Below are 21,854 nucleotides of genomic sequence, written 5' to 3' on the forward strand. Positions count from 1 at the left end.
CACGGCAGCTGCGCCGTCCGCGCAGGCAGCGGCAACAGGCCCCAGATCATGAGCAAGCCGAATCCGGCCGTCGACGCCGTGGCGAAGAAGGTCGAGCAGACCATGCGACGGTTGAACGTGTGGACCACTCCGGCGCCGCCGCTGAAGCCGTTCCGCCAGCCGTTCGCGATGGACGCGATGCCGTTCGTGCACTGGATCCAGCTCGTGCTGGTGCCGCGGCTGCGCGAAGTCGCGCGCGGCGATGGGCCGATGCCGCCGTCGAGCAACCTGGCCGGGCACGCCGTGCGCGAGTTCGACGGCGACGACCTGATGGATCCGCTGATCGACGTGCTGCGCGAAGTCGATGGGCTGTCGCAGCCGTTTCTTGCGCCGGCGCCTGCCGGGCGCGTGCCGTCGATGTTCGCGCTCAAGCTCGCGGCACGCCTGGGGATCATCGTCGCCATCGTCCTTTCGATCTCCGCCAGCCAATGGGTGTCGAGATCGTTCAGCGCTTACTTCCCGCCGCATGTCAGCGCCGTCTTCTTCGGCAGCATCGAGCCCGACGCCGGGCACAGCGTTCTGCGCGTGGCGCTGATGGCGGAGCGGGGCAGGGAGAATGCGCTGCGACCCACCGAGGCGCATGTGCTGCTCGACCGCAGCGGGATGCCGACGCCGGGCGTTCTGATCAAGCTGCCCGATCCGCTGTCGTTCGACCCGACCGCGCCGCCCGAGGCCGCCGCGATTCGCGACTGGCTCGTGAGCGCGGGTGTCGATGCGAACTCGCCCCAGGCGCTGCCGGCCGCGGCGCAGGTGCTCGACATCGTCGGCGTGGCGGTGTCGGCGCGCACGCGGCAGGACCTCGAAACGCTGAGGCCGCGGCTGCCGCCGGGTACCTACGAGCCGCAGATCGTCGACATCGATGGACACACGCCCGGCTGGCTGGACATGACTGCCGGGCTCGTCGTCGCGGTGGCCGTGTGCATCCCGTTCCTCTGGTACGCGATCCGCGTGCGGCGACGCCGTTCGTAGCCTGGGTGAAACCCGGGGCTGCTGCTCGCTGACGAAGGGGAACCCCGGGTTTCACCCGGGCTACGGGATAGCAGACGGCAGATCACATCCCGCCCAGCCCCAGCCCGAAATTCACCTTGAGCAGGATCAGCGCGCCGAAGACCGCGAATAGCGCGGCGGCGACGAATCGCATCCGGCTCAACGGAAAGCGTTTCGCCAAGGTCTCGCCGAGCAACACCGCGGGCACGTTGGCCACCATCATTCCTAGGGTCGTGCCGGCGGCGACCGCGGCGAGACTCGCGTACTGGGCGCCGAGCGCCACCGTCGCGAGCTGCGTCTTGTCGCCCATCTCGGCGAGGAAGAACAGGATCGTCGTGGTCAGGAACGCGCCGTAGCGCGACGGCCGATGATCTTTCTCGTCGAGCGTGTCCGGGATCAGGGCCCAGGCCGCGAAGGCGAGGAAGGACAGGCCCAGCACCCAGCGCATGATGTCCGGGTCGACATGGCTGGCCACCCAGCCGCCGACGGACGCCGCGACCAGGTGGTTGGCGATGGTGGCGACGAAGATGCCCGCGATGACGGCCGCGTGCTGGCCGCGAAAGCGCGCGGCCATGACAAACGACAGCAGCTGCGTCTTGTCGCCCATCTCGGCGAGCGCAACCATGCCCAGCGAGGCGAGAAAAGCTTCCATTGGTGTATTTCCATTGGCTGGCGATGGAGCGCAATGACCCCGTTCTCCATCGCCAGCCGGCTGTGGACAACGAGGTCAAAGGTCTCGCCCTGCGGGTGCTGCCGACGCCATGGCCATGCGACCAAGTGTGTTGACGTCGGCTCTTTCCTTGCGGAAAGCAGCTACTCCCCAATGACGCGGCCACTATAGCGGGGCACGCGATCCTTGAACAACACGCACCGGGCCCGCTCAGCGCGGCGTTGCCGGTGCGTCGAGCGTGGCGAGCAGTTCCGCGGCTTCCTCGTGCCCCTGGGCGGCGGCCAGTTTCAGGTAGTGCGTGGCCCGTGCCGGATTGCGCGCGACGAGTTCGTCGTTCACGAACGAGAGGCCGCCGTCGAGATACAGCTGGCCGAGCAGGGCCTGGGCCTCGGCGTAGCCGCCGTCGGCCGATCGATGCAGCAAGGCAAGGCCGGTGACGTCGCTCTGTTCGACGCCGCGTCCGTCGATGTACATGCCGGCCAGGTGCACCTGCGCGCTGCCGACGCCGCGTTCGGCCGCGGCGCGGAACAGACGCGCGGCTTCGCGATCGTCCTGTGGCAACTCCTCGCCTTCGAGATAGAACTCGGCGAGCAGGGCCTGCGCGGCGGGATACGCTTGGTCGGAAGCCTTGCGCAGGAACGTCAAAGCCCGCGCGGAATCTTCGGCGGCTGCGTAGGCGCGGCTCAACTGGTACTGCACCCGCGGCGACGTGGGGGCCTTGGCGAGTTCCTTCGTGCAGGCCGCGATGGCCTTGGCCGGGTCGACGAAGTCATGCCCGGCGCCTGCGCCTGGTCCCAGCGGATCGAGCGGATCGCCGGCCATGCGATCGCAGTCGTTGGAGAGGCGAGGAGCGGATGCGCCCGATGGCGCGGGCACGATGGCGACGCCGTGGCCGATCGCAGCCTGCATCGGCAGGGCCAATGCCAAGGCAGCGGCGTATCGCCGAAGGCGCGTGGCAGGGGTTTGAAAAACGGGCAGCGGACTCATGGACACGCGACGTGGGAATCGGCCGCCCGGATTCTATTGATCTTTCCCGGACGAACGACGATCGGTAGCTCCCTCTCCCTTTGGGAGAGGCGTTTCGGGTTCAGGAGTGACATTGAGTCACTCCTGAACCCGAAACGGGGTGAGGGCGCGCGGAGCGCGGCAGAGGCGCTCTGATGGCGCTGCTCGACCGCGCTCCGCGCGGCCTCACCCCGGTTGGGTTTACGTGGGAGTGCCATTGAGGCACTCCGCGCTGGGACCCAACCGCTCCGCGCCGACCTCTCCCGGAGGGAGAGGTATCCGTTCGGGATCGCAATTGCTGCGGTCGGCCCTGCACCTTCACCGATACCGCGCCGGTAATCCACGCCTCCGCGCAAGGTATTGGACGCGCGCACGGGGCGCGCCTAGTTTTGCGGATCGGTGCCCGGGCAGCCTGCGATTCATCGTGGGCGCCGTCCGCGGTGTCGATCGCGCAGAAGGAGCCGAAGACGCCGACGCCTTCGAACAACGAGTTCAAACCATTGAACCGAGGAGATCGCAGCGATGCAGAAGAAGAGCACGTTTCTCGCCAATGCCTGGTATGCGGCGGCGATGAGCACCGAGGTCGGACCCGAGGCGCTGTTCCATCGCAAGATCCTGGACACGTCGATCCTGATCTACCGCAAGCAGGATGGATCTCCGGTGGCGATGCACGATCGCTGCCCGCATCGCTTCGCGCCGCTGCACCTGGGCAAGCGTTGCGGCGACGAGGTGGCCTGCCTGTACCACGCGCTGCGATTCAACGAGAAGGGCCAGTGCACGCACAGCCCTCATGGTGACGGCCGCATCCCCAACAGCGCGCAGGTGCGCGTGTTCCCGCTGCTGGAGAAGTACGGCTTCCTGTGGATCTGGATGGGCGATGCGCCGGCCGATGCATCACGCCTGCCCACGTGGAACGAGCTGGACGAAGGGCCGGCCACCGGCGTGGCGCATACCTACATGCACATGAAGGCCAACTACGAGCTGATCGTCGACAACGTCATGGACTTGTCGCACGTGGATCACGTGCACGGCGAGATCATCTCGACGCGCGGCCAGTTGTCCCCGTTGACGCCGCAGGTGCGCGAGACCGCCACGTCGATCGCCTCGCGCAACGAGTGGAAGCAGACGCCGCCGATGTTCATCTTCAACCAGTTCCTGCCCGATCCGCAGGGCGAAGCGCGCATGTTCGTCGAGGTCACGTGGACGCCGCCGGCGAACATCCAGCTGTCGATCGGCGCGTCGCAGGATCCGGCGGGCCAGCTCAATCTCGAAGAGTGCGTCAGCCAGTTCGACCTGCACACCTGCACGCCGGAGACTTCCTCGACGACGCATTACTTCTTCGCCACGCGCCGCAATCACCTGGTCGACAGCGCCGAATACAACGAGGGCAAGATCCGCGCGATGCATGCCGCGTTCGAGACCGAGGATGGTCCGATCATCGAGGCGGTGCAGCAGGAAATGGACACCGATGATTTCTTCAGCCTGCGTCCGGCGCTGACCACCAATGATCTGGCGCCGGTGAAAGTGCGGCGCTTGTTGAGGAAGCTGATCGAGGCGGAGCGGGTGGCGGCGGTGCGCGGTCAGCTGGAAGCGGTCGTCGGCTGAACGTCGCCCGTAGCCCGGGCGAAGCCCGGGGCTTCATTCGCAATTCGAGGAAAAGCCCGCGGGCGAAGCCCGGGTTACAGCCCGAGTTCGCTCAGCCCCGGATGATCCGCAGGCCGAGGGCCACTCGCATCCCAGTGGAACAGGCGCTGATCCTCGCGGATCGCAAGATCGTTGATGCTGGCGTGACGTTCGGCCATCAGGCCATTGCCGTCGAACGCCCAGTTCTCGTTGCCGTAGGCGCGAAACCACTGGCCCGTCGCGTCGCGATACTCGTACGCGAAGCGCACCGCGATGCGGTTGCCGGTGAACGCCCACAGTTCCTTGATCAGCCGATAGTCCTGTTCCTGCTTCCACTTGCGCGTCAGGAACTCGACGATGCGATCGCGCCCCTGGAAGATTTCGCTGCGGTTGCGCCAGCGGCTGTCGGGTGTGTAGGCCAGCGAGACGCGCTCGGCATTGCGTCCATTCCAGCCGTCTTCGGCCATGCGGACTTTCTGTGCGGCGGTGTCCGCGTCGAACGGGGGCAGGGGCGGTCGCGAGTCCATGGCAGATCTCCGTTGGCAAGCGCGCGTCGGCGCGCTTCGCAGATGAAAGACGACGATGTCGGCCGGAATCGTACGTGACGGCCGGATCACGTGGAGGGAGATGTCCGGCACCGTAGCCCGGACGAAGTCCGGGGTCGTCGCTCGAATTGAAAGCGCAATCCCGGACTTCGTCCGGGCTACGCTCGCTACGTCGAACGCAATTCCATCAAATGCACCAACGTCCGCAACGCCCCGTTGACCGGCGTAGCGACGCCGTACGTCTCCCCGAGGCGCACGACATAACCATTCAAATGATCGATCTCCGTCGGCTTCCCCGCCGCCAGATCCTGCGCCGTCGACGAACGTTGCGTCGCCATCGATCCCGCGATCCGGTTCACGGCGAGATAGGGATCGGAAAGCCCGGCGACGCCCGCCGCGCGTGCCACGGCCAGGCACTCGCGGATGACGTCGTGCATCACGGCAACGACACCCTCCGACGCCACGAGCTTGCCGTAGGGAATCTGCGGAATCGCCGACATCGCATTGAACGCGCAGTTGATGATCAGCTTGTCCCACAGGGCCGGCACGACGTCGTCGGACACCTGCGTCGGAATCTTCGCGGCATCGAGCACGGCCGCGATCCGCGCCGCGTCGTCGAAGCGGCCGATGACGAGTTCGCCGCGCCCGTGGTGACGCAGGTGACCATCGCCGGGCATGCCGACGGCGAGATAGACGATTGCGGGAATCACGTTGCGGCAGAGAACCTTCGACAGGCGTTCCGCGTTGTCGACGCCGTTCTGCAGGCTCAGCACGCAGGCCTTGTCGTGCAGGAACGGCAGCAGCATTTCGCCGGCGCTCTCGGTGTCGCCCGACTTCACGCAGAACAGGACGAGATCCGCATCGCGCGCCGCTTCGGGTGTCGTGCTCGCGCCGATCGGGATGCGACCGGTGAACGCGGCGGACTCGAACAGCAGGCCTTCGCGACGGATCGCATCGACGTGCCGCGCCCGCGCCACCAGCGTCACCGCGTGACCCGCACGCGCCAGCATCGCCCCGTAGTAGCAGCCGACCGCGCCGGCACCCATCACCAGGATGTTCATGCGGGGATCTTAGCGGCGTGCCGGTGCCGGGTGCGGGTTCGAGGCCGGAACTCCGGGCCGGGATGAGCGGAGTGGGGATACGCTGCGAAGGAGACGGACGTCGCAGTCGGATCGACGCGGGCTCCTGTGTTTCGAAGCGCGATTGAGCAGACTGCGGACAGGCCACCACCGCAGATGATCGTCATGCCCGCTTTCTCGTCCGCCCGCCTGATGCCCGCCGTCTTCGGTCTGTTCCTGGTGTTCGTCGCCGCCGCGGCGATGCATATCGAAGCCCGCGCCGCGGGGCCTCAAGCCGCGGACCGAAAGATCGAGTTCAACGGACGGCCGCTCGATGCGGCCGGCCTGAAGATCATCCAGTCGATCGAGCAGCAGGTCGGCCCGGTGCCCGATGGCCGTTACTGGTACGACGGCAGGACCGGCGCCGCCGGCCTGTGGGGCGGGCCGGTCGCCGCGGTGATCGCGCCGGGTCTTGCGCTGGGCGGTGCGCTGCCCGCACAGGCCTCGGGTGGCGGCGACGGACGCCTCACCGGCGTCTTCGTCAACGGACGCGAGCTGCATCCCTTCGACGTCAAACGACTGCAGACCGTCGGGGCCGTGGTGCCGGGCCGTTACAACTGGGATAGCGCGGGCAACGTCAGCCTCGAGAACGGGCAGCCGCTGTTCAACTTCTTCGCCGCCGTGCGCCAGAGCGGTCGCGGCGATCCGTTCTATACCAAGGACGCCAACAACCACTCCAGCGCGTTCGTCTCGAAAGGCTGCACCGCCGTCAGCGGGCGTACACGCGCCAGCGACGAGAGTTCCACGTACGACTACTACGTGGGCTGCTGAAGCCCGCAGCCAGCGGGACGATCAGCCGGGAACGCGGCCCGCGCGGCGCAGCGCGCCCTGGGCCAGCACCGACCAGTCCTTGTCGCCGTCGCCATGAGCGAGCGCATCCAGCAGGCTGTCGCGCACCAGGCTCGCGATCGGCAGCGGAACGGATTCGCTCTCGGCGGCAGCCAGGATCAGCCGCACATCCTTCAGGCCCAGACGCGCCTTGAAGCCCGCGGGCTCGTAGCGCTGCTCGGCGATGTTGCTGCCGTAACCCTGGTAGACCGGCCCCGGGAAGATGCTGGAGGACACCAGCTCGATCAGCGTCGACGGCGAGACGCCATGCGCGTCCACCAGCGCCGCGGCCTCGCCCATCGTCTCGATCGCCGACACCAGCATGAAGTTCACGGCCAGCTTCATGACGTTGGCCTGCGATGCCCGATCGCCGAGCCGCCAGGTCTTCTTGCCGATGACGTCGAGCAGCGGTTGCACGCGATCGAGTGCTGCCGCCGGACCCGCGGCCAGGATCTGCAGCGCGGCGGCTGCGGCCACATGCGGGCGTCCGACGACGGGAGCCGACAGGTAGGCCACGCCGGTGGCGGCATGCAGTGCGGCGAGCTCGTCGGCGAGCACGACCGAGATCGTCGCCAGGTTCACGTGCACCAGCGGTTCGCGCAGCGTCGCCAGCAATCCGGATTCGATCAGCACGGCGCGCAGCGAAGGATCGTCGGCGAACATGCTGAACAGCACGTCGGCGTCCGCGCAGGCGTCCGCAGGGTTCGCTGCGATGCGGGCGCCTTGCGCCGCGAGTGCGTCGCCGGCGGTAGCCGTGCGATTCCAGGCCGACACCTGATGTCCGGCCTTGAGCAGATTGGCGGCGACGGCCTGGCCCATGGCGCCGAGGCCGAGGAAAGCGAGTTTCATCGTTGCGTTCTCCGGATGAGGATCTCTACCGTAGCCCGGACGAAGTCCGGGATTTCGCTTGAATAAGGGGCGCGATCCCGGACTTCGTCCGGGCTACGGGTACTAACGGCCCTGGAAGCGCGCCTCGCGACGCTCCATGAACGACATCACGCCTTCCTTGGCGTCCTCGCTGCGCATCAGGCCCGGCATGTCGTCGAACAGGTGTCCGATCGCCACGTCCTGTCCTTCGGTGACGGCCATGCGCGTCGACTTGAGCACAGACTGCACGCCCAGCGGCGCCGCCTTGGCGATCTTCACCGCGATCTCGCGCGCCACGCGGTACTGCTCTCCGGCAGGAACGACTTCCTGCACCAGGCCCAGCCGGTGCGCCTCGGCGGCGGTCCATGCGTCGCCGGTGAGCAGGTAGCGCTGCGCGTTGCCCCAGCCCATCTGCTGCGGCAGCCGGATCGTCGCGCCGCCGCAGGGATAGATGCCGCGCTTGACCTCGAGCATCGCGAACTTGGTGTCGTCCGCCGCGACGCGCACGTCGGTGGCGAGCATCACCTCCACACCCCAGGTGTAGCAGTAGCCCTGCACGGCCATCACCAGAGGCTTGCGGCAGCGCGGCGACGTCAGCCCGAACGGATCGATCGCGCCTTCGAATACCGGGAACTTGTCGCCCGACGCGAAGATCGGCGCCCACTTGTCCAGCTCGATGCCCGAGGAGAAATGCTTGCCCGACGCATGCAGCAGGCCGACGCGCAGCTCCGGATCGCGATCGAGCTGTCCGAGCGCGAGCCCGATGTCGCGGTACATCTCCGGCGAAAGGGCGTTGAGCTTCTCCGCGCGATCGACATGGATGTCGAGGATGTGGTCGGCGATGGTGATCTTGATGTGCGACATGACAGGACTCGAAAGAGGTGATGGTCGAAGTAGAGCAGATGAAAGCGCCTCCCGGGCTACGTTCAGAAGATCTCCGGCGGCGCGCCGGACGCCACATCGGTACGCGACGCCACGACGCCGAGCCACGCATCGATCTTCGGCAACTCGCATTCGAAGAAATAGCGGCAGGCGCGCAGCTTGCCGTCGATGAACGTACGTTCGTCCGTCGTCTTCACATCCAGCGACCGCGCGGCCACGGCCTGCTCCAGCCACAGCCACGCGACGACGACATGCCCGAACGCCCACAGGAACGGCGTGGCGTTGTCGAAGGCGGCGTTGGCCACTTGCTGTCGCAGCGGGGCCAGCGAATCGTTGATCTGCGTGACGGCACGCTTGAGCGCGGCGGCGTGCGGTGCGAACTCGGGCACGCCCTGCGATCGCGCCGTGGTGTCGATCATCCGCCGGCCGAGTTCGGCCATGCCACGTCCGCTGTCGCGCAGGATCTTGCGTCCGAGCAGGTCGATCGCCTGGATGCCGGTCGTGCCTTCGTGGATCGGGTTGAGGCGGTTGTCGCGCAGCAGTTGCTCCACGTCGAAATCGCGCGTGTAGCCGTAGCCGCCGTGGATCTGGATCGCGATGTCGTTGGCGGCCAGGCCGTACTCCGAAGGCCAGGTCTTGGCGACCGGTGTCAGCAGGCCCAGCAGTTCGGCGCTGCCGGCATTGCCTTCCTCGTCGACGAGCTTCGCGCAGTACAGGCACAGCGCCAATGCACCTTCCGCGTAGGCTTTCTGCGCGAGCAGCATGCGCTTGACGTCCGCGTGTTCGATCAAGGGCACCGGTGCGCCGGTGCGCACGCCGATGGCGCGGCCCTGCAGGCGCTCGCGCGCATACGTCACCGACAGCCGGTGGCCGCGATAGCCCAGCGCCGCCGCGCCCAGGCCGACGCCGATGCGCGCCTCGTTCATCATCTGGAACATCTGCATCAGGCCGAGCCCGGGCTGGCCGACTCTCCAGCCGATGGCGCCACCGTGCTCGCCGAAATTGAGCAGGCAGTTGGCAGTGCCGCGATAGCCCATCTTGTGGTTGAGGCCGGCGACGCCCACATCGTTGCGCGATCCGTCGGGCAGGATCTTGGGCACGATGAACAGCGACAGCCCCGCGGTGCCCTCGGGCAGCCGCCCGTCCGCACCGGGGACTTTCGCGAGCACGAGATGGACGATGTTCTCGCTGGCGTCCTGGTCGCCACCCGAGATCCACATCTTGTTGCCGGTCAGCCGGTAGCGCTCGCCCAGTTCATCGGCTCCCGCGGGCTCGGCACGCGTGCGCACGTCGCCCAGGCTCGAACCGGCCTGCGGTTCGGACAGGCACATCGTCCCGAACCAGCGGCCGTCGATCTGCGGCCTGGCGAAGGTCTCGATCTGCGCGGACGAACCGAAGCTCACGATCAGGCGCGCGTTGGCCACCGTCAGCATCGCGTAGCCCGAGGTTGCGACGTTGGCCGCCGCGAAATACGCGAACGAGGCGGAAGTCAGCAGGTAGGGCAGGCCCGAACCACCGAGGTCCGGCGAAAAGCCCGCGGAGAAAAGTCCCACTTCCGCGTACTGGCGCAGCGCCTGCGTCACCTCGGGGCAGATGTGCACGCCGTCGGCGTCCAGTCGCGGCTCTTCGACGTCGGCGCGCTTGTAGTGCGTCAGGAAATGTTCGCGCGCGAGTTTTTCCGACAGGTCCAGCATCGCATCGACGGATTCACGCGTCAGATCGGCGTGGCGCTGCTGCGCCGCCAGCGATTCGATCTTCAGCCAGTCGTGCAACAGGAAATCGAGGTCGCGGCGGACGATCAGCGACGTGCTCATGCAACGGTCCTTGCGGTATCGGAGGGGAATCCCGAACTTCGTCCGGGCTACGCGAGCGGTTGTAGCCCGGACGAAGTCCGGGGTGGGACGTCGCCGATCACGTCTCGGTGATCCCGACGTACAGCGTCTCGCGCGGCCGCGCCAGCACGCGACGCACCATCGGCTCGAAGTGGCTCAGCGGCAGCGTCGGCGCCGCGGCATCGAAGGCGGGTCCGTCGTAGCGCTCGCAGAACTTCGCCGTCATGTCGTAACCGGGATGCTGGCGGAAGTTCTCGCGCAGGTTGCGGTCCATGCCCAGGTGATGGAAGAAGTAATAGCCCTGGAAGATGCCGTGCTTCTCGACCATCCAGTGATGTTCCGGCGTGACGAACGGCTTGAGCATGACGGCCGCGACGTCCGCGTGGTTGTACGGCCCCAAGGTGTCGCCGATGTCGTGCAGCAAGGCGCACACGAGGTATTCCTCGTTCTCGCCGGCCTCCTGGGCCAGTGTGGCGGTTTGCAGGCAATGCTGCAGTCGATCGATCGGAAAGCCGCCGTGATCGCCGTCCAGCAGGCGCAGATGAGCCAGCACCCGGTCCGCGAGGCCCTGCGCGAACGGAACGTAATGGCCCTTGATCGCCGCCCAGTCCTGCACGGTCGAGTCGGCGATCGACGCGAACGTGGCGCGGGGAAGGGTGGTGTCGTTCATGGCTGTGCCTCGATGTTGATGGTCTCCCTCTCCCGGCTTCGCGGGGTGAGGGACAAATGAATTACGCCGCGTGTTCCCGCGGCTGAGCTTTCGCTCTCTTCCTCAACCGCCCCGGCATGCTCGTCGCGATTCGCCGACGCTGTCCAGCAGACGACACGATCCCCGGCCTTGATCTGCTTGCCGCCGATCTCGACGTCCGCGGTCGCGGTGCGCATCTTGCGGAACAGGTCGCAGAAGTTCTTCTCGTCCGCGAAGAACGAGTGGCTGGTCAGCTGCTCGTCGATGGTCATACGGGATCTCCTTGGAGGAAAAGCTTCAACGCAGAGGCGCAAAGGACGCAAAGCGAAAAGAATCGGATGTTTTCCCGCCTGTCTTTTTGTTTTTCTTTGCGACCTTTGCGCCTTTGCGTTGAATGATTTTGAGGAGGACAGAGTGCCTCAGTGCACGACGGCCGGCAGGTCGACGACGAACATCTCCGGCCGCGTCTCACGGAACGAGGGCCGTGCTTCCAGCGCGTCGACGTACGCGACCAGATTCGGATACTTCTGCCGCCAGCGCGCTTCCTCGACTTTCGCGAACAGCCCGTTGCCGAGCATGAAGTCGAACCAGGTCAGCGCGGCGGCAGCGGCGATGTCGGCGTAGGTGATGGGTTCGCCTACCTTCGGAACGCGGTTGCCGACCAGCTTGGCGATCTCCGCGATGCCGCCGCCGACCTTGCGCGTCTGCCGCTCGGTCCACGCCGGGCTCGGGTGCTCGCGCTGCTCTTCGAACACGATCAGCACCGTGATCTCCATCAGCCGCTCGCCGAGCAGCTGCAGGCGCCTGGCCGCGAGAATGCCGTCGACATCACTCGGCAGCAGCGGCGGGTTGGGGTGCTTACGCTCCAGCCATTCGCAGATGAACATCGAGTCGTAGATGTTTTCGCCCTGGTCGGTGACCAGGATCGGGAGCTGCTGCAGCGGGCTGTAGCTGGGCACGATCGACTTGTCGTTCCAGGGGACGTCGAACACCGTCTCGAACGGGATCTTCTTTTCCTTCATCGCGATGGCGACCTTGCGGCCGAAGGCGCTGGGCGTGGAGTTGACGAGTTTCATGTGCGGGTCCTCGTGAGTTGGCTTACAGCGTCCAGGCGAGGCGCGTCTGGATGACATCGAATTTGGCGTCGTCGAGATCTTCGCGCACCGAGTGCACGTAGTTGATGCCGATCTTGATGTGCTGGTTCAGGAACCAGTTCAGCCCCAGCGTGTAGTTGGTCACCTCGGCACCGTCGCCGAGCGCGGTGGCGCCGCCCTGGAATTCCTTCGAACGCAGATCGAGCTGCGAGTAGCGTGCCTGGATCTCCCACGCGCCCCATTTTCCGAGCTTGCGGTTGGTGACCGGCACCGGCAGCACCTGGCCGTTGAGCGCCAGCGGGTTGAACAGCGTCTGGTGTCCGGTCAGGAAATATCCCGCCTCGACATAGAACGCGCTGAACGTCAGATCATCGGCCGTGTCGCGCTGGGTCTTGTTGTAGAAGTAATCCGACTGCATCCAGAACGGGCCTTCGACATAGCGGAACTCCAGCACGCCGAGCATCGCCTTCTTGGCGTTGTCGATGATCGCCAGCGGATACAGCTCGACGTCGTCGGTGTAGACCTCGGGCCAGATGCCCCAGACCAGCGTCTCGTCCTGCGGCTTGATCAGCGCGCCGGAGACACCGAGGTGGATCATGTGACGGCCGAGTTCGCTGTAGCTGGGCAGGAACGAGAAGCGGCCGTGCACGATGTAGTCGTCTTCGCCCTTGTCCACCGCCTGCAGCCCGGTGCCGGCTTCCTCGGTGGTGTCGCGCGCGATGCCCAGCGCCCAGCTCAGCTTGTGTTCCATATCCACGTCGAAGGCCGTGATGCCCAGCAGCGGCCCGTGGAAGAACGCGTTGACCAGTGAGGGTTCGAGCATCAGGCGGTGACGCGGATAGTTCGCCCACACGTCGAGCCCGTAGGTGGGCATCTGCAGGCCCACGAGCAGGTTCTGCACGACCGGAAGATTGTTGAAGCCCAGCGCCGCCCATTCCACGGCCGAGTCGCCGCTGCCGCTGCCGTTGTCCTGGAAGTCGACGCGGAAGTAGTACCAGTAGTCCTCGGTGTAGCTGCCGTTGAATTCCAGGCGTGCGGTGGCGATGCGGCTCTCGCCGTCGATCTCGTCGCGACCGAGCGCTTCCGCGAACTCCTTGTCGTCGAGCACGAAGCTGTTGTCGAACCAGACGAACAATCCCATCGTCAGACGGTTCTGCTGGTCCGGGCTCGTGAACGTCGGACCGTAGACACCGAGCGGGCTGTAGTCCCACTTCAGGCTGCCGTACGGAGAGGCGGGCGCCGCGGCCTCAGGCGGATTGGCCGGTGCCTTTTCCACCGCCGCGACGTCTTCGGCGTTCGTGCCGGGCGGAACGCCGCCCTCCGGAGTCTCGGCGAAGCTGTCGAAAGGCATCCACGCACCGGCCAGCGCCAGCATCAGCGCGGGCATGCGGCGGGCGGAAGGGGCAGGCGGGCTGTCGCCGCGGTCTGCGTCGAAGAAAAGCCGCACGGTTGTTTCTCCTCAGGGTGTCGCCTGCTGGCTGCCTGCGAAACGGTCTGCGGCAACTCGATCGGCAGTCACGAAAAATCGCGACCGGTAGCCAGCCGGTCGCGCGGTATGGCGGTGGTGCCGCGGATTACTTCTTCGACTTTTTCTTCGGCGCGACGTTGCCCTCGAAGGCCTTCTCGAAGGCGCTCGCCGCGCGGTAGATCGTCGATTCCTGCCAGTGCTTGCCGATCAGCATCATGCTGGCCGGCAGGCCGTCGCTGTAGCCGCAGGGAATGGCGATCGCCGGATGGCCGGTGGCGTCGAATGGCGCGGTGTTGCCGATCATCTCCAGGCCGCGCGCGACGCTCTCGGTGATGCTCGCGTCCGCGCCGGGGATCTTGCTGGCCTTGATCGGCACCGTGGGCATCAGCAGCAGGTCGTATTCGTTCAGCGCCGCGTCGTAGGCCGCGATCATCTGACGCACCAGGTTCTGCGCCTTGGCGTAGTACTGGCCCTGGTGCTGGTTGAGCATGAACTGGCCCATCAGCATCGTGACCTTGAGCGTCGTCGACAGCTCGTCCGCGCGGTTGCGCCAGCCCTCGTGCGCCTTCATCAGGCCGGGCAGGTACAGCCCCTTCCAGTTAAAGCCGAAACCGTTGCCGTGCATCATCTGCATCATCGCGCCTTCGTGCGCGATGGCGCTCCAGACCGACTGCGCCGCGCCGCCGTGCACCGGCACCGAGATCTCGTCGACTTTCACGCCCAGCTTCTTGAACAGTGCGGCGCCCTTGAGCACCAGGTCGTTGACGTCGGACTCGGCGTTGGGCAGCAGGAAGCCTTCCTTGACGATGCCGATCTTCAGGCCCTTCACACCGGCGTCGAGCGCCTGCGTGTACTTGTCGGTCTTGACGTTGATCTGGCGCGGATCGAGGCCGTCGTAGCCGGCGATGACTTCGAGCAGCAGCGCGCTGTCCGCGACGTTCTTCGTGATCGGACCGCAGTGGTCGACCGTGGCCTCGATCGGCATCAGGCCGGTGTAGGGCACCAGGCCGTGCGTGGCCTTCATGCCGACGATGCCGCAGTACGCGGCCGGCATGCGCACCGAGCCGCCCTGGTCGGTGCCCACGGACATGTCCACTTCGCCCGACGCGACGAGCGCGCCGCTGCCCGACGACGAGCCACCGGCCGAATAGCCGTGCTTGCGCGGGTTGTGCACCGGGCCCAGCGATCCGGTGTGGCTGCCGCCGGAGAAGCAGAACAGCTCGCAGTGCGACTTGCCGAGGATCGTGCCGCCGGCGTCGAGGATGCGCTCGACGACGGTGGCGTCCACGTCGGGCACGTAGCCCTGCAACGTGGTGGAGCCATTCATCATCGGCACGCCGGCGACGCAGATGTTGTCCTTGATCGCGAACGTCTTGCCCTTGAGCTTGCCGTTCTTGGCGCCCTCGATCTTCGACTTGTAGTACCAGGCGTTGAGAGGGTTCTCCTCGGCCGTGGGCATGTAGCCCGGCGTGCGCGGGTATTTCACCGGCGGGAGTCCGTCGGGCAGCTTGTCCAGCGCGTTGTAGCCGGCCACGGTGGGGACCATCAGCGCGAGGTATTCCTCGATCTGGGTCGGGGACAGGCTCATGCCGAGCTGCTCGGCGATATCGGCCATCTGCTCGTGCGTGGGCTGCTGGACGCTCATCGGTGGATCTCCCGGTTGTTGTGGTTCCTTGTTAGCCCAGTCTCCCCGGTCCGGGCAAGGCGGGTGATCCCGCGGAGCACCCTGCGACGGCGAGGCGACCGGGGGATCGAACCGGATCGACACGAAGACCCGGGCCCGCCACGATCACGGACCCGCCGCGATCCGACGACGCAACGAAGCTGGAGAAGAAATCCGATGATCAAGCTCGTCTACTGCCTGACCCGCCGCCCCGACGTCACCCCCGAGCGCTTCCACACGTACTGGCTCGAGAAGCACGGCCCGAAGGTGCGCGAGCGCAAGGCCGCGTTGCGCGCGCTCAAGTACATCCAGAGCCACACCGTGGAGCCGGAACTCAACGGCCTGCTGCAGGCCTCGCGCGGCATGCAGCCGCCGTACGACGGCATCACCGAAGTGTGGTGGGACAGTGCCGACACGCTGAAGGCCGCGATCGGAACGCCGGAAGGCGCCAAGGCGATGCAGGACCTGCTCGACGATGAATCGACGTTCATCGAGTTCTCGACGTCGCGGTTGTTCATCACCGAAGAGCATTCGATCTTCTAAGGAGGGCCCCCGTAGCCCGGACGAAGTCCGGGGTGCGCTTGGTATTCGAGGGGAACCCCGGACTTCGTCCGGGCTACGGCGCCGTCTTCTTCATCCGGTAGCGTCGGAACTCGATGTCCCGTCGCACGACCCTCTGCTCTTCCTCCACGCGGAATCCCTGTCGCGCAAAGAAAGGCGCGGCGACGAGGCTCGCCTCGGTCACGAATTCGGTGACGCCGATCCCGCGTAGATGCTGCTCGGCGGCCCGGTACAGCGCGGAGGCGACGCCGCGACGCGCGTGGCGGGGCGAGGTGTAGAGCAGGTCGATGTGCCCATCGTGCGAACAGGCGATGAAGCCGGCGAGGCCGGCTCCGGCGTCTGCGACGAGCGTCGTCTGCCCGCTCAAGCGCTGGCTCCACTCGGCGAGGTCAGGGGCGGCGGGAGCCCACGCGGCGCGCTGCGCCGCGTCGTAATCGTGAACCGCGAGTTCATGGATGGACGCGGCGAAGAGTTCCACGACGGCCGCAAGGTCAGTGTCGAGGTAGGCGCGGATGTTCATTTGCGGGATTGTCGCGCAACGCGAAGGCTGCGCCCGTTCCACCGCCGGAACGAGCGGCTGAACGAGGCCAGTTCCGCGTAGCCGAGCAGGCCCGCGATCTGCGTGGCGCTCATCTGCGAATGCCTCAGGTACTTGGCCGCAAGATCGCAACGCACCGCTTCCTTGATGGATCGCAGGCTGCGGCCCGAGGCCTTCAGGCGCGCTTGCAGCGTGCGCACCGGAAGCCCCATCGCGAGACTCACCTCCTTGGCGCTGCACGGAGCGAACGGCAACAGCGCGCGCACGATGCCCTCGACTTGCAGCGGAACCATCGTGACGGGCACGTCTTCCTCAAGCCGCAGCATGTCGAGCACCATCGCGCGGTTGCGCGTCGCGCCGCCGCGCAGCGGGCGGTCGAGCATGGCGTCGTCGATCTCGATCGCATTGCAGTTGCCGTTGAAGCGCAGTTGCGGTCCGAAGATGCGTCGATGCAGTCGCAGATCGCGCGGTGCGTCGTGGCGAAACCAGGTCGCGACGGGCGTCCAGGCGGCGAGGGCGTGCGAGCGCAGCTCGTTGATGAAGACCCCCAGCGCGAACTCGACGATCTGCACGTCGCTGTCGGTCTGCCCGGAGGCCGGAGACCATCCCAACAGCGAAGTGCCGCGCGAAGGCTCGAAACTGACGAGCGCGACGCTGCTGTAGAGATCGTAGTGACGTGCCAGGTCTTCGCAGAACTGGCGTACCGAGCGCGCGTTGCGCAGCAGCACCCACAGCGGACCGATGACCGCGGCCAGGCGGGCGTCGATCGACATCTCCAGCCCCCAGTTGCGACGGCGGCAGGCCGTCGCCGCCAGCTCGAAGAAGCGCATCACGGCGCGTCCGCTGACGAGCAGGTCCGGATCCTTGAGCGCGGAGGCAGGAATGCCTGCTTTGCGCGCGACGGCCGCCGGCTGCTTGCCGGCCGCGCGGATCTTCTCCGCAGCGCCACTGAGGATGATGCTTCTGACCAGCGCTCCCGACACGCGAGATCGTCCGTTGGATGGGCTGCGCATTCTGACAACTTTGCAGCGCATTCGGACAAGTCGCGGACCGCGTGCGGGCACATGCTGGGATCGCGTGGACTCCGGATGAAGCCGGAGATCCAAAACGCCAGGACAGACAGAAATGGAGCGAGAAATGGGCGACATGCCGATGGCCATACCGGCCGGAATACCCGGACACCTGGTCGTGGACTTCGACGTCTACAACCCCACCCCGGATGCCGAGGGCTTTCACCGCGCGTTCGTCGATTTCCAGCGCGCCACGCCGCACCCGCTGGTCTGGTCGCCGCACCACGGTGGGCACTGGATCGCCGTGCGCGGGCAGGACGTTCACGATCTCTACGCGGATCACGAGCGCTTCAGCTCCCGCCATTACTTCGTGCCCGCTGCACCGGAGCAGATGCCGATCGGAGCGTTCACGCTCGATCCTCCCGAACACCAGCCGTTCCGCGCGTTCCTGAACATGGGACTCTCGCCGCGGATCGTCGGCTCGAAGACCGCGTTCGTGCGCCAGTTCGCGATCGATCTCGCCGAAGGACTCGCCGGGCGCAGCGCCTGCAACTACATCGCCGAATTCGCGGACGTGCTTCCGCTGACGGTCTTCCTCGATCTGGTCGAACTGCCGCTCGCCGATCGCGAGAAGCTGGGCACGTTCGCGGAAATCGCGACGCGTGCTCCCGATCCGGCTCAACGGGTCGAGGCGATCAACGGATTGGCCGCGTACCTGCAGCCACACCTGCAGGCGCGTCGCGGTCGTGGCGGTGAAGACCTGTTGAGCCGGGCCGCCAACGCGGACATCGGCGGGCGGCCGATCTCCGACATCGAGGCGCTGGGTGCGTCGATCCACATCCTCGGCGCCGGCCTCGACACGGTGTCGTCGCTGTTCAGCTTCGTGATGCTGTTCCTCGCGCGAAACCCGGATCACCGTCGCGCGCTCGTCGAGAATCCCGAGCTGATTCCCGCCGCAGCGATGGAGCTGGTCCGCCGATTCCCGGTGGTGACGATGGTGCGTCAGGTCCGCGCCGACATGGACTTTCACGGCGTGGCCCTGCGCAAGGGCGAGATGGTGGCCATCCCATCCGCCTTCTTCAACCTCGACGAGACGATCTACGAGCGGCCGCTGGAGGTCGACTGGACCCGGCGCGTCGACAGGGTGCTGACGTTCGGGAACGGACCGCACCGCTGCCCGGGCGCGGTGCTCGGGCGCAACGAGCTGGTGATCGGACTGCAGGAATGGCTCAAGCGCATTCCGGACTTTTCCGTGGCGCCCGGGGCCGCCATTCCGGTGGCCGGCGGCACCGTCGCGAAGATCCTGGATCTGCCGCTGGTCTGGTAAGGGCTCCCTGTTGGGATAGCATCGCCGCCCGTCCTGGCCCTCGGGCTGCAGGCGGCACGAGATACCGCGATCCCTGGGAACCTATCGAGATGACCGAGCAAGCAAACGAGCGCGAACAAGAGTGGGAAGACGATCGGGACTGGCCGAATCTCTGGCGCTTCCATGAGGAGAACGCGCGCCTGCTCGCCAGCGGCGAGCCGGTCGACGTCGTGCTGCTGGGTGACTCCATCACCGAGGGCTGGAGCGTGGCCGACCCCGACTTCTTCGCCACGTCGAGCACGCGCCTGCTGAATCGCGGCATCACCGGGCAGACGTCACCGCAGATGCTGCTGCGCTTCATGGCGGACGTCGTCGCGCTGCGGCCGCGCGCGGTCCATCTGCTCGCAGGGACCAACGACGTCGCCGGCAACACCGGGCCGATCTCGTTCGAGGCCTTTCGCAACAACGTCAGCGCGATGATCGCCATCGGCCGCGCGCACGGACTGCGCATCATCCTGGGCACGCCGCTGCCGACCACCGGCTTTCCGTGGAACCGGGCGATCTCCAACGCGGTGCCACGCATCGCCGAGATGCGCGACTGGCTGATCGCCACCGCCGCATCGACCGACCTGATCCTCGCCGACTACTACCCGGTGCTGCTCGCACCCGGCGGTGCGATGGATCCGGCGTTCACGGAAGACGGCGTGCATCCGTCGACGGCGGGGTATCAGCAGTTGCGCGAGGTTGCGACGCGCTCATTCGAGGCGGCGCTGCGCTGAGGCGGTGGCTCGAGATGCCGTGCGCTGTCGCGCGCGGCTGCTCGAGATGAGCGGGGGACATCGATCGCCCCCGTGATGTTTCCTCAGGGCGTGCGATACCACTCCGGGCGTCCGGCCAGCCACAGCTCGCCCCAGAGCTTCCCGCCGCCATCCACCGTCAGCGTCTCCCCGGTGATGAAGCTGGCGGCCGGCGCCGACAGGAACACGCAGGACTCCGCGATCTCCATCGGCGTGCCGGGGCGCTTGAACGGATTGGCCAGCGGAAACTCGGCGACGGCTTCGGGCGGATAGACGTCCAGCCCTTCGCTGGCGGTAAGACCCGGTGCCACGCAGTTCACGCGAATGCCGAGCGGCGCCCATTCGACGGCGACGGTGCGCATCGCGCCGACGATGCCGGCACGCGCGGCCTGCGTATGCGCCACGCCCGGCATGCCGCGTTCGAGCACGACGATGACGTTGACGATGGAGCCGCCGCGCTTCAGGTCGCGCCAGCGCTGCGCCGCGCGCTGCATGACGAACCAGGTGTTGTTGAGGTTGTTCGTGATGACGGCGTTCCAGCCCTTCGGCGACAGGTCGATGGCGTCCTGCGGGAACTGGCCGCCGGCGCTGTTGACCAGCAGATCCGGAACGCCGACCTCGGCTTCGATCTTCTCGAACAGCGTGACGACCTGCTCGTGCTCGCGCAGCTGGGCCGCGAAGCCGTGCATGCGCGCGCCTTTCTTTACGGCGAAGTCGACGACAGCGTCGAGCTTCTCCTGCGTACGGCCGGTGATGACGACAGTGGCGCCGAGCCGCGCGAACAGCACGGCCGTCGCGCGGCCGATGCCACTGCCGCCGCCGCAGACCAGTGCGACCTTTCCGGCGAAGAGATCGGAGCGGAACGCGGTGTCGTGCTGCCAGAGGGATTCGAGGAGTTCGGACATGGGCTTCGAGAACAGGAGATGCGTAGCGCGGCGTCAGCGGTGCCGTGGCCCGGACGAAGTCCGGGATGCGCCGCGCCGGTGAACGAATTCATCCCGGACTTCGTCCGGGCTACGGTGTTGCGCGTGGGTCACGACGACAGCAGTTCCTTCGCAATGATCATCTTGCGCACCTCGCTGGTCCCCGCACCGATCTCCAGCAGCTTGATCGAGCGGTACAGCCGGTTGATCTCGCTCTCCCAGATGTATCCCGTGCCGCCGTGCACCTGCACCGCGTCGTTGAGCACCTTGTTCATCGTCTCGGCGGTGTAGAGCACGCCGGCGGCGGTGAGCTTGTGGATCTCGCCGCGACCGCCGTCGTCTTCGCCGATGACGTTGGCCGCACGCAGCGTCTGGTACGTGAACAGGCGCATGCTCTCGACCCAGGTGTACATGTCGGCGAGCTTGGCCTGGATCATCTGGAAATCGCTGATCGGGCGGTTGAACTGCTTGCGCTGACGCGAGTAGTCGAGCGCCAGGGTGAACGCGCGCTCGGCGATGCCCAGGCAGATCGGCGAGATCATCGCGCGTTCGAGATCGAGCCCCGACATGACGACCTTGACGCCGTTGTTCTCGGCGCCGACGAGATTCTCCGCCGGCACCTTGCAGTCTTCGAACACGAGCTCGGCGGTCTGCGATCCGCGAAAGCCCATCTTCACCAGCTTCTGCGCAACCTTGAAGCCGGGATAGTCCTTCTCGACGATAAACGCGCTGATGCCTTGCGCGCCCTTGTCCTTGTCGGTCTTGGCGTAGACCAGCAGCACGTCGGCGACCGGGCCGTTGGTGATGTAGATCTTGCTGCCGTTGAGGATGTAGTGGCCGCCTTCGCGCCGCGCCGTCGTGCGCATCGAACCCAGTGCGTCCGAGCCGGCGCCCGGTTCGGTCAGGCCCAGCGCGCCGATGCTCGTGCCCTTGCACAGGCCGGGCGCGTACTTCTGCTTCTGCGCCTCGTTGGCGTTGCGCAGGATGTTGTGCAGGCACAGGTTCTCGTGCGCCACCCAGGCCAGCGCCATCGCGTGGTTCCAGCGCGAGAACGCCTGCAGGATCAGGCCGGACGTGAACACATCCATGCCCGAACCGCCGTAGGCCTCGGGCGCGGTGATGCCGAAGTAGCCGGTGGAGCCGATCGTCGGAAACGCCTGGTCGGGCCACCACTCGTCGTCGTCCATGCGCTGCGACAGCGGATACAGCTCCTTCTGCGCGAAGCGATCGGCCTGCGCGAGGATGTCCATCTCGTCATGCGACAGGCCGGTGAAGGCCTGCATCACGGTGGGGCGGGAAGAAGGTTCGGACATGGTCGGGTGTGTCGAAATGGGGTGGGGAAGTTTCAGCGAGAGAACAGCATTTCAACGCAAAGGGCGCAAAGGAAAAAGAGAGAACGCGAAGTTTTCA

The 21,854-nt window shown here is 66.6% G+C and carries 21 protein-coding genes, 1 pseudogene and 1 riboswitch; of the genes and pseudogenes, 6 read left to right on the forward strand and 16 right to left on the reverse strand.

Features of this window, described 5'->3' with window-relative positions:
* Positions 1-48: 48 nt before the first annotated feature.
* Complete coding sequence (locus DFR24_RS01470) at positions 49-1,008, forward strand: YqcC family protein (protein ID WP_162850967.1); 960 nt, start codon at positions 49-51, stop codon at positions 1,006-1,008.
* An 82-nt stretch (positions 1,009-1,090) separates the two neighbouring features.
* Here DFR24_RS01470 and DFR24_RS01475 read toward each other — a convergent pair whose 3' ends face one another.
* Together DFR24_RS01475 and DFR24_RS01480 are read right to left on the reverse strand one after the other, a co-directional pair.
* On the reverse strand, positions 1,091-1,678 hold the full coding sequence (locus tag DFR24_RS01475; protein WP_133879581.1) for a TMEM165/GDT1 family protein: 588 nt from the start codon (positions 1,676-1,678) through the stop codon (positions 1,091-1,093).
* A gap of 15 nt (positions 1,679-1,693) precedes the next feature.
* A riboswitch (yybP-ykoY riboswitch) is annotated at positions 1,694-1,871 on the reverse strand.
* 35 nt (positions 1,872-1,906) lie between these two features.
* Positions 1,907-2,623: a tetratricopeptide repeat protein gene (locus DFR24_RS01480; protein ID WP_162850968.1), complete on the reverse strand. Its 717-nt coding sequence runs from the start codon at positions 2,621-2,623 to the stop codon at positions 1,907-1,909.
* A gap of 600 nt (positions 2,624-3,223) precedes the next feature.
* Here DFR24_RS01480 and DFR24_RS01485 point away from each other — a divergent pair.
* Positions 3,224-4,306 carry an aromatic ring-hydroxylating dioxygenase subunit alpha gene (locus DFR24_RS01485; RefSeq protein WP_133879583.1) on the forward strand — a complete coding sequence of 361 codons (1,083 nt, stop codon included), beginning with the start codon at positions 3,224-3,226 and terminating at the stop codon, positions 4,304-4,306.
* 74 nt (positions 4,307-4,380) lie between these two features.
* On the opposite strand, the gene DFR24_RS01490 is transcribed toward DFR24_RS01485, so the two are convergent.
* Together DFR24_RS01490 and DFR24_RS01495 are read right to left on the reverse strand one after the other, a co-directional pair.
* Positions 4,381-4,851, reverse strand: coding sequence for a nuclear transport factor 2 family protein (locus DFR24_RS01490; protein WP_133879584.1), 471 nt, complete (start codon positions 4,849-4,851; stop codon positions 4,381-4,383).
* Positions 4,852-5,036: 185 nt separating this feature from the next.
* Entirely contained in the window at positions 5,037-5,930 is an 894-nt protein-coding gene (locus DFR24_RS01495) for a ketopantoate reductase family protein (protein WP_133879585.1), read from the reverse strand.
* Between the two features lie 183 nt (positions 5,931-6,113).
* Here DFR24_RS01495 and DFR24_RS01500 point away from each other — a divergent pair, with 183 nt between their 5' ends.
* Positions 6,114-6,758 (forward strand): hypothetical protein, encoded by a 645-nt coding sequence (locus DFR24_RS01500; protein WP_133879586.1) that lies wholly within the window; start codon positions 6,114-6,116, stop codon positions 6,756-6,758.
* A gap of 21 nt (positions 6,759-6,779) precedes the next feature.
* On the opposite strand, the pseudogene DFR24_RS25235 reads toward DFR24_RS01500, so the two are convergent.
* From DFR24_RS25235 to DFR24_RS01540, 8 genes and pseudogenes are all read right to left on the reverse strand, one after another.
* A pseudogene (locus DFR24_RS25235) lies at positions 6,780-7,670 on the reverse strand (NAD(P)-dependent oxidoreductase); the annotation flags it as partial.
* A 96-nt stretch (positions 7,671-7,766) separates the two neighbouring features.
* Positions 7,767-8,546 carry a crotonase/enoyl-CoA hydratase family protein gene (locus DFR24_RS01510; RefSeq protein WP_133879588.1) on the reverse strand — a complete coding sequence of 260 codons (780 nt, stop codon included), beginning with the start codon at positions 8,544-8,546 and terminating at the stop codon, positions 7,767-7,769.
* Positions 8,547-8,608: 62 nt separating this feature from the next.
* Positions 8,609-10,378: an acyl-CoA dehydrogenase gene (locus DFR24_RS01515; protein ID WP_133879589.1), complete on the reverse strand. Its 1,770-nt coding sequence runs from the start codon at positions 10,376-10,378 to the stop codon at positions 8,609-8,611.
* Between the two features lie 97 nt (positions 10,379-10,475).
* A complete protein-coding gene (locus tag DFR24_RS01520) occupies positions 10,476-11,066 on the reverse strand; it encodes an HD domain-containing protein (protein ID WP_133879590.1) in 591 nt (196 codons plus the stop codon).
* Positions 11,063-11,356 (reverse strand): hypothetical protein, encoded by a 294-nt coding sequence (locus DFR24_RS01525; RefSeq protein ID WP_133879591.1) that lies wholly within the window; start codon positions 11,354-11,356, stop codon positions 11,063-11,065. The genes DFR24_RS01520 and DFR24_RS01525 overlap by 4 nt, the downstream gene beginning before the upstream one ends.
* 147 nt (positions 11,357-11,503) lie before the next feature.
* Positions 11,504-12,160 carry a glutathione S-transferase N-terminal domain-containing protein gene (locus DFR24_RS01530; protein WP_162850969.1) on the reverse strand — a complete coding sequence of 219 codons (657 nt, stop codon included), beginning with the start codon at positions 12,158-12,160 and terminating at the stop codon, positions 11,504-11,506.
* 22 nt (positions 12,161-12,182) lie between these two features.
* Complete coding sequence (locus DFR24_RS01535) at positions 12,183-13,625, reverse strand: porin (protein WP_133879593.1); 1,443 nt, start codon at positions 13,623-13,625, stop codon at positions 12,183-12,185.
* A gap of 127 nt (positions 13,626-13,752) precedes the next feature.
* Positions 13,753-15,291 (reverse strand): amidase, encoded by a 1,539-nt coding sequence (locus tag DFR24_RS01540; protein ID WP_133879594.1) that lies wholly within the window; start codon positions 15,289-15,291, stop codon positions 13,753-13,755.
* 195 nt (positions 15,292-15,486) lie between these two features.
* Here DFR24_RS01540 and DFR24_RS01545 point away from each other — a divergent pair, with 195 nt between their 5' ends.
* Positions 15,487-15,852 carry an EthD domain-containing protein gene (locus DFR24_RS01545; protein ID WP_133879595.1) on the forward strand — a complete coding sequence of 122 codons (366 nt, stop codon included), beginning with the start codon at positions 15,487-15,489 and terminating at the stop codon, positions 15,850-15,852.
* A 73-nt stretch (positions 15,853-15,925) separates the two neighbouring features.
* Here DFR24_RS01545 and DFR24_RS01550 read toward each other — a convergent pair whose 3' ends face one another.
* Both DFR24_RS01550 and DFR24_RS01555 read right to left on the reverse strand, forming a co-directional pair.
* The gene (locus DFR24_RS01550) at positions 15,926-16,390 is read right to left on the reverse strand and encodes a GNAT family N-acetyltransferase (RefSeq protein WP_133879596.1); all 465 of its coding nucleotides are present in this window, start codon (positions 16,388-16,390) and stop codon (positions 15,926-15,928) included.
* Positions 16,387-17,391 carry an AraC family transcriptional regulator gene (locus DFR24_RS01555; protein WP_162850970.1) on the reverse strand — a complete coding sequence of 335 codons (1,005 nt, stop codon included), beginning with the start codon at positions 17,389-17,391 and terminating at the stop codon, positions 16,387-16,389. Before DFR24_RS01555 ends, DFR24_RS01550 begins: the two co-directional genes overlap by 4 nt.
* 142 nt (positions 17,392-17,533) lie before the next feature.
* Between DFR24_RS01555 and DFR24_RS01560 the strand changes: the two genes are divergently transcribed.
* Complete coding sequence (locus tag DFR24_RS01560; protein WP_133879598.1) at positions 17,534-18,745, forward strand: cytochrome P450; 1,212 nt, start codon at positions 17,534-17,536, stop codon at positions 18,743-18,745.
* A gap of 89 nt (positions 18,746-18,834) precedes the next feature.
* Positions 18,835-19,503, forward strand: a complete 669-nt coding sequence (locus DFR24_RS01565; protein ID WP_162850971.1) for a GDSL-type esterase/lipase family protein — start codon at positions 18,835-18,837, stop codon at positions 19,501-19,503.
* 83 nt (positions 19,504-19,586) lie between these two features.
* Here DFR24_RS01565 and DFR24_RS01570 read toward each other — a convergent pair whose 3' ends face one another.
* Complete coding sequence (locus DFR24_RS01570; RefSeq protein ID WP_133879600.1) at positions 19,587-20,426, reverse strand: SDR family oxidoreductase; 840 nt, start codon at positions 20,424-20,426, stop codon at positions 19,587-19,589.
* Between the two features lie 128 nt (positions 20,427-20,554).
* Positions 20,555-21,757, reverse strand: coding sequence for an acyl-CoA dehydrogenase family protein (locus tag DFR24_RS01575; RefSeq protein ID WP_133879601.1), 1,203 nt, complete (start codon positions 21,755-21,757; stop codon positions 20,555-20,557).
* Positions 21,758-21,854: the final 97 nt, after the last annotated feature.

This window comes from Panacagrimonas perspica (assembly GCF_004364935.1).
GTDB lineage: Bacteria > Pseudomonadota > Gammaproteobacteria > Nevskiales > Nevskiaceae > Panacagrimonas > Panacagrimonas perspica.

What these genes read in the sequence shown, in the direction of transcription:
- DFR24_RS01540 (WP_133879594.1), bottom strand. Translation starts at nt 15,291, where the DNA reads ATGAGCGTCCAGCAGCCCACGCACGAGCAGATGGCCGATATCGCCGAG.
- DFR24_RS01530 (WP_162850969.1), bottom strand. Translation starts at nt 12,160, where the DNA reads ATGAAACTCGTCAACTCCACGCCCAGCGCCTTCGGCCGCAAGGTCGCC.
- DFR24_RS01510 (WP_133879588.1), bottom strand. Translation starts at nt 8,546, where the DNA reads ATGTCGCACATCAAGATCACCATCGCCGACCACATCCTCGACATCCAT.
- DFR24_RS01565 (WP_162850971.1), top strand. Translation starts at nt 18,835, where the DNA reads ATGACCGAGCAAGCAAACGAGCGCGAACAAGAGTGGGAAGACGATCGG.
- DFR24_RS01495 (WP_133879585.1), bottom strand. Translation starts at nt 5,930, where the DNA reads ATGAACATCCTGGTGATGGGTGCCGGCGCGGTCGGCTGCTACTACGGG.
- DFR24_RS01550 (WP_133879596.1), bottom strand. Translation starts at nt 16,390, where the DNA reads ATGAACATCCGCGCCTACCTCGACACTGACCTTGCGGCCGTCGTGGAA.
- DFR24_RS01570 (WP_133879600.1), bottom strand. Translation starts at nt 20,426, where the DNA reads ATGTCCGAACTCCTCGAATCCCTCTGGCAGCACGACACCGCGTTCCGC.
- DFR24_RS01525 (WP_133879591.1), bottom strand. Translation starts at nt 11,356, where the DNA reads ATGACCATCGACGAGCAGCTGACCAGCCACTCGTTCTTCGCGGACGAG.
- DFR24_RS01520 (WP_133879590.1), bottom strand. Translation starts at nt 11,066, where the DNA reads ATGAACGACACCACCCTTCCCCGCGCCACGTTCGCGTCGATCGCCGAC.
- DFR24_RS01500 (WP_133879586.1), top strand. Translation starts at nt 6,114, where the DNA reads ATGCCCGCTTTCTCGTCCGCCCGCCTGATGCCCGCCGTCTTCGGTCTG.
- DFR24_RS01515 (WP_133879589.1), bottom strand. Translation starts at nt 10,378, where the DNA reads ATGAGCACGTCGCTGATCGTCCGCCGCGACCTCGATTTCCTGTTGCAC.
- DFR24_RS01470 (WP_162850967.1), top strand. Translation starts at nt 49, where the DNA reads ATGAGCAAGCCGAATCCGGCCGTCGACGCCGTGGCGAAGAAGGTCGAG.
- DFR24_RS01490 (WP_133879584.1), bottom strand. Translation starts at nt 4,851, where the DNA reads ATGGACTCGCGACCGCCCCTGCCCCCGTTCGACGCGGACACCGCCGCA.
- DFR24_RS01545 (WP_133879595.1), top strand. Translation starts at nt 15,487, where the DNA reads ATGATCAAGCTCGTCTACTGCCTGACCCGCCGCCCCGACGTCACCCCC.
- DFR24_RS01475 (WP_133879581.1), bottom strand. Translation starts at nt 1,678, where the DNA reads ATGGAAGCTTTTCTCGCCTCGCTGGGCATGGTTGCGCTCGCCGAGATG.
- DFR24_RS01560 (WP_133879598.1), top strand. Translation starts at nt 17,534, where the DNA reads ATGGAGCGAGAAATGGGCGACATGCCGATGGCCATACCGGCCGGAATA.
- DFR24_RS01575 (WP_133879601.1), bottom strand. Translation starts at nt 21,757, where the DNA reads ATGTCCGAACCTTCTTCCCGCCCCACCGTGATGCAGGCCTTCACCGGC.
- DFR24_RS01485 (WP_133879583.1), top strand. Translation starts at nt 3,224, where the DNA reads ATGCAGAAGAAGAGCACGTTTCTCGCCAATGCCTGGTATGCGGCGGCG.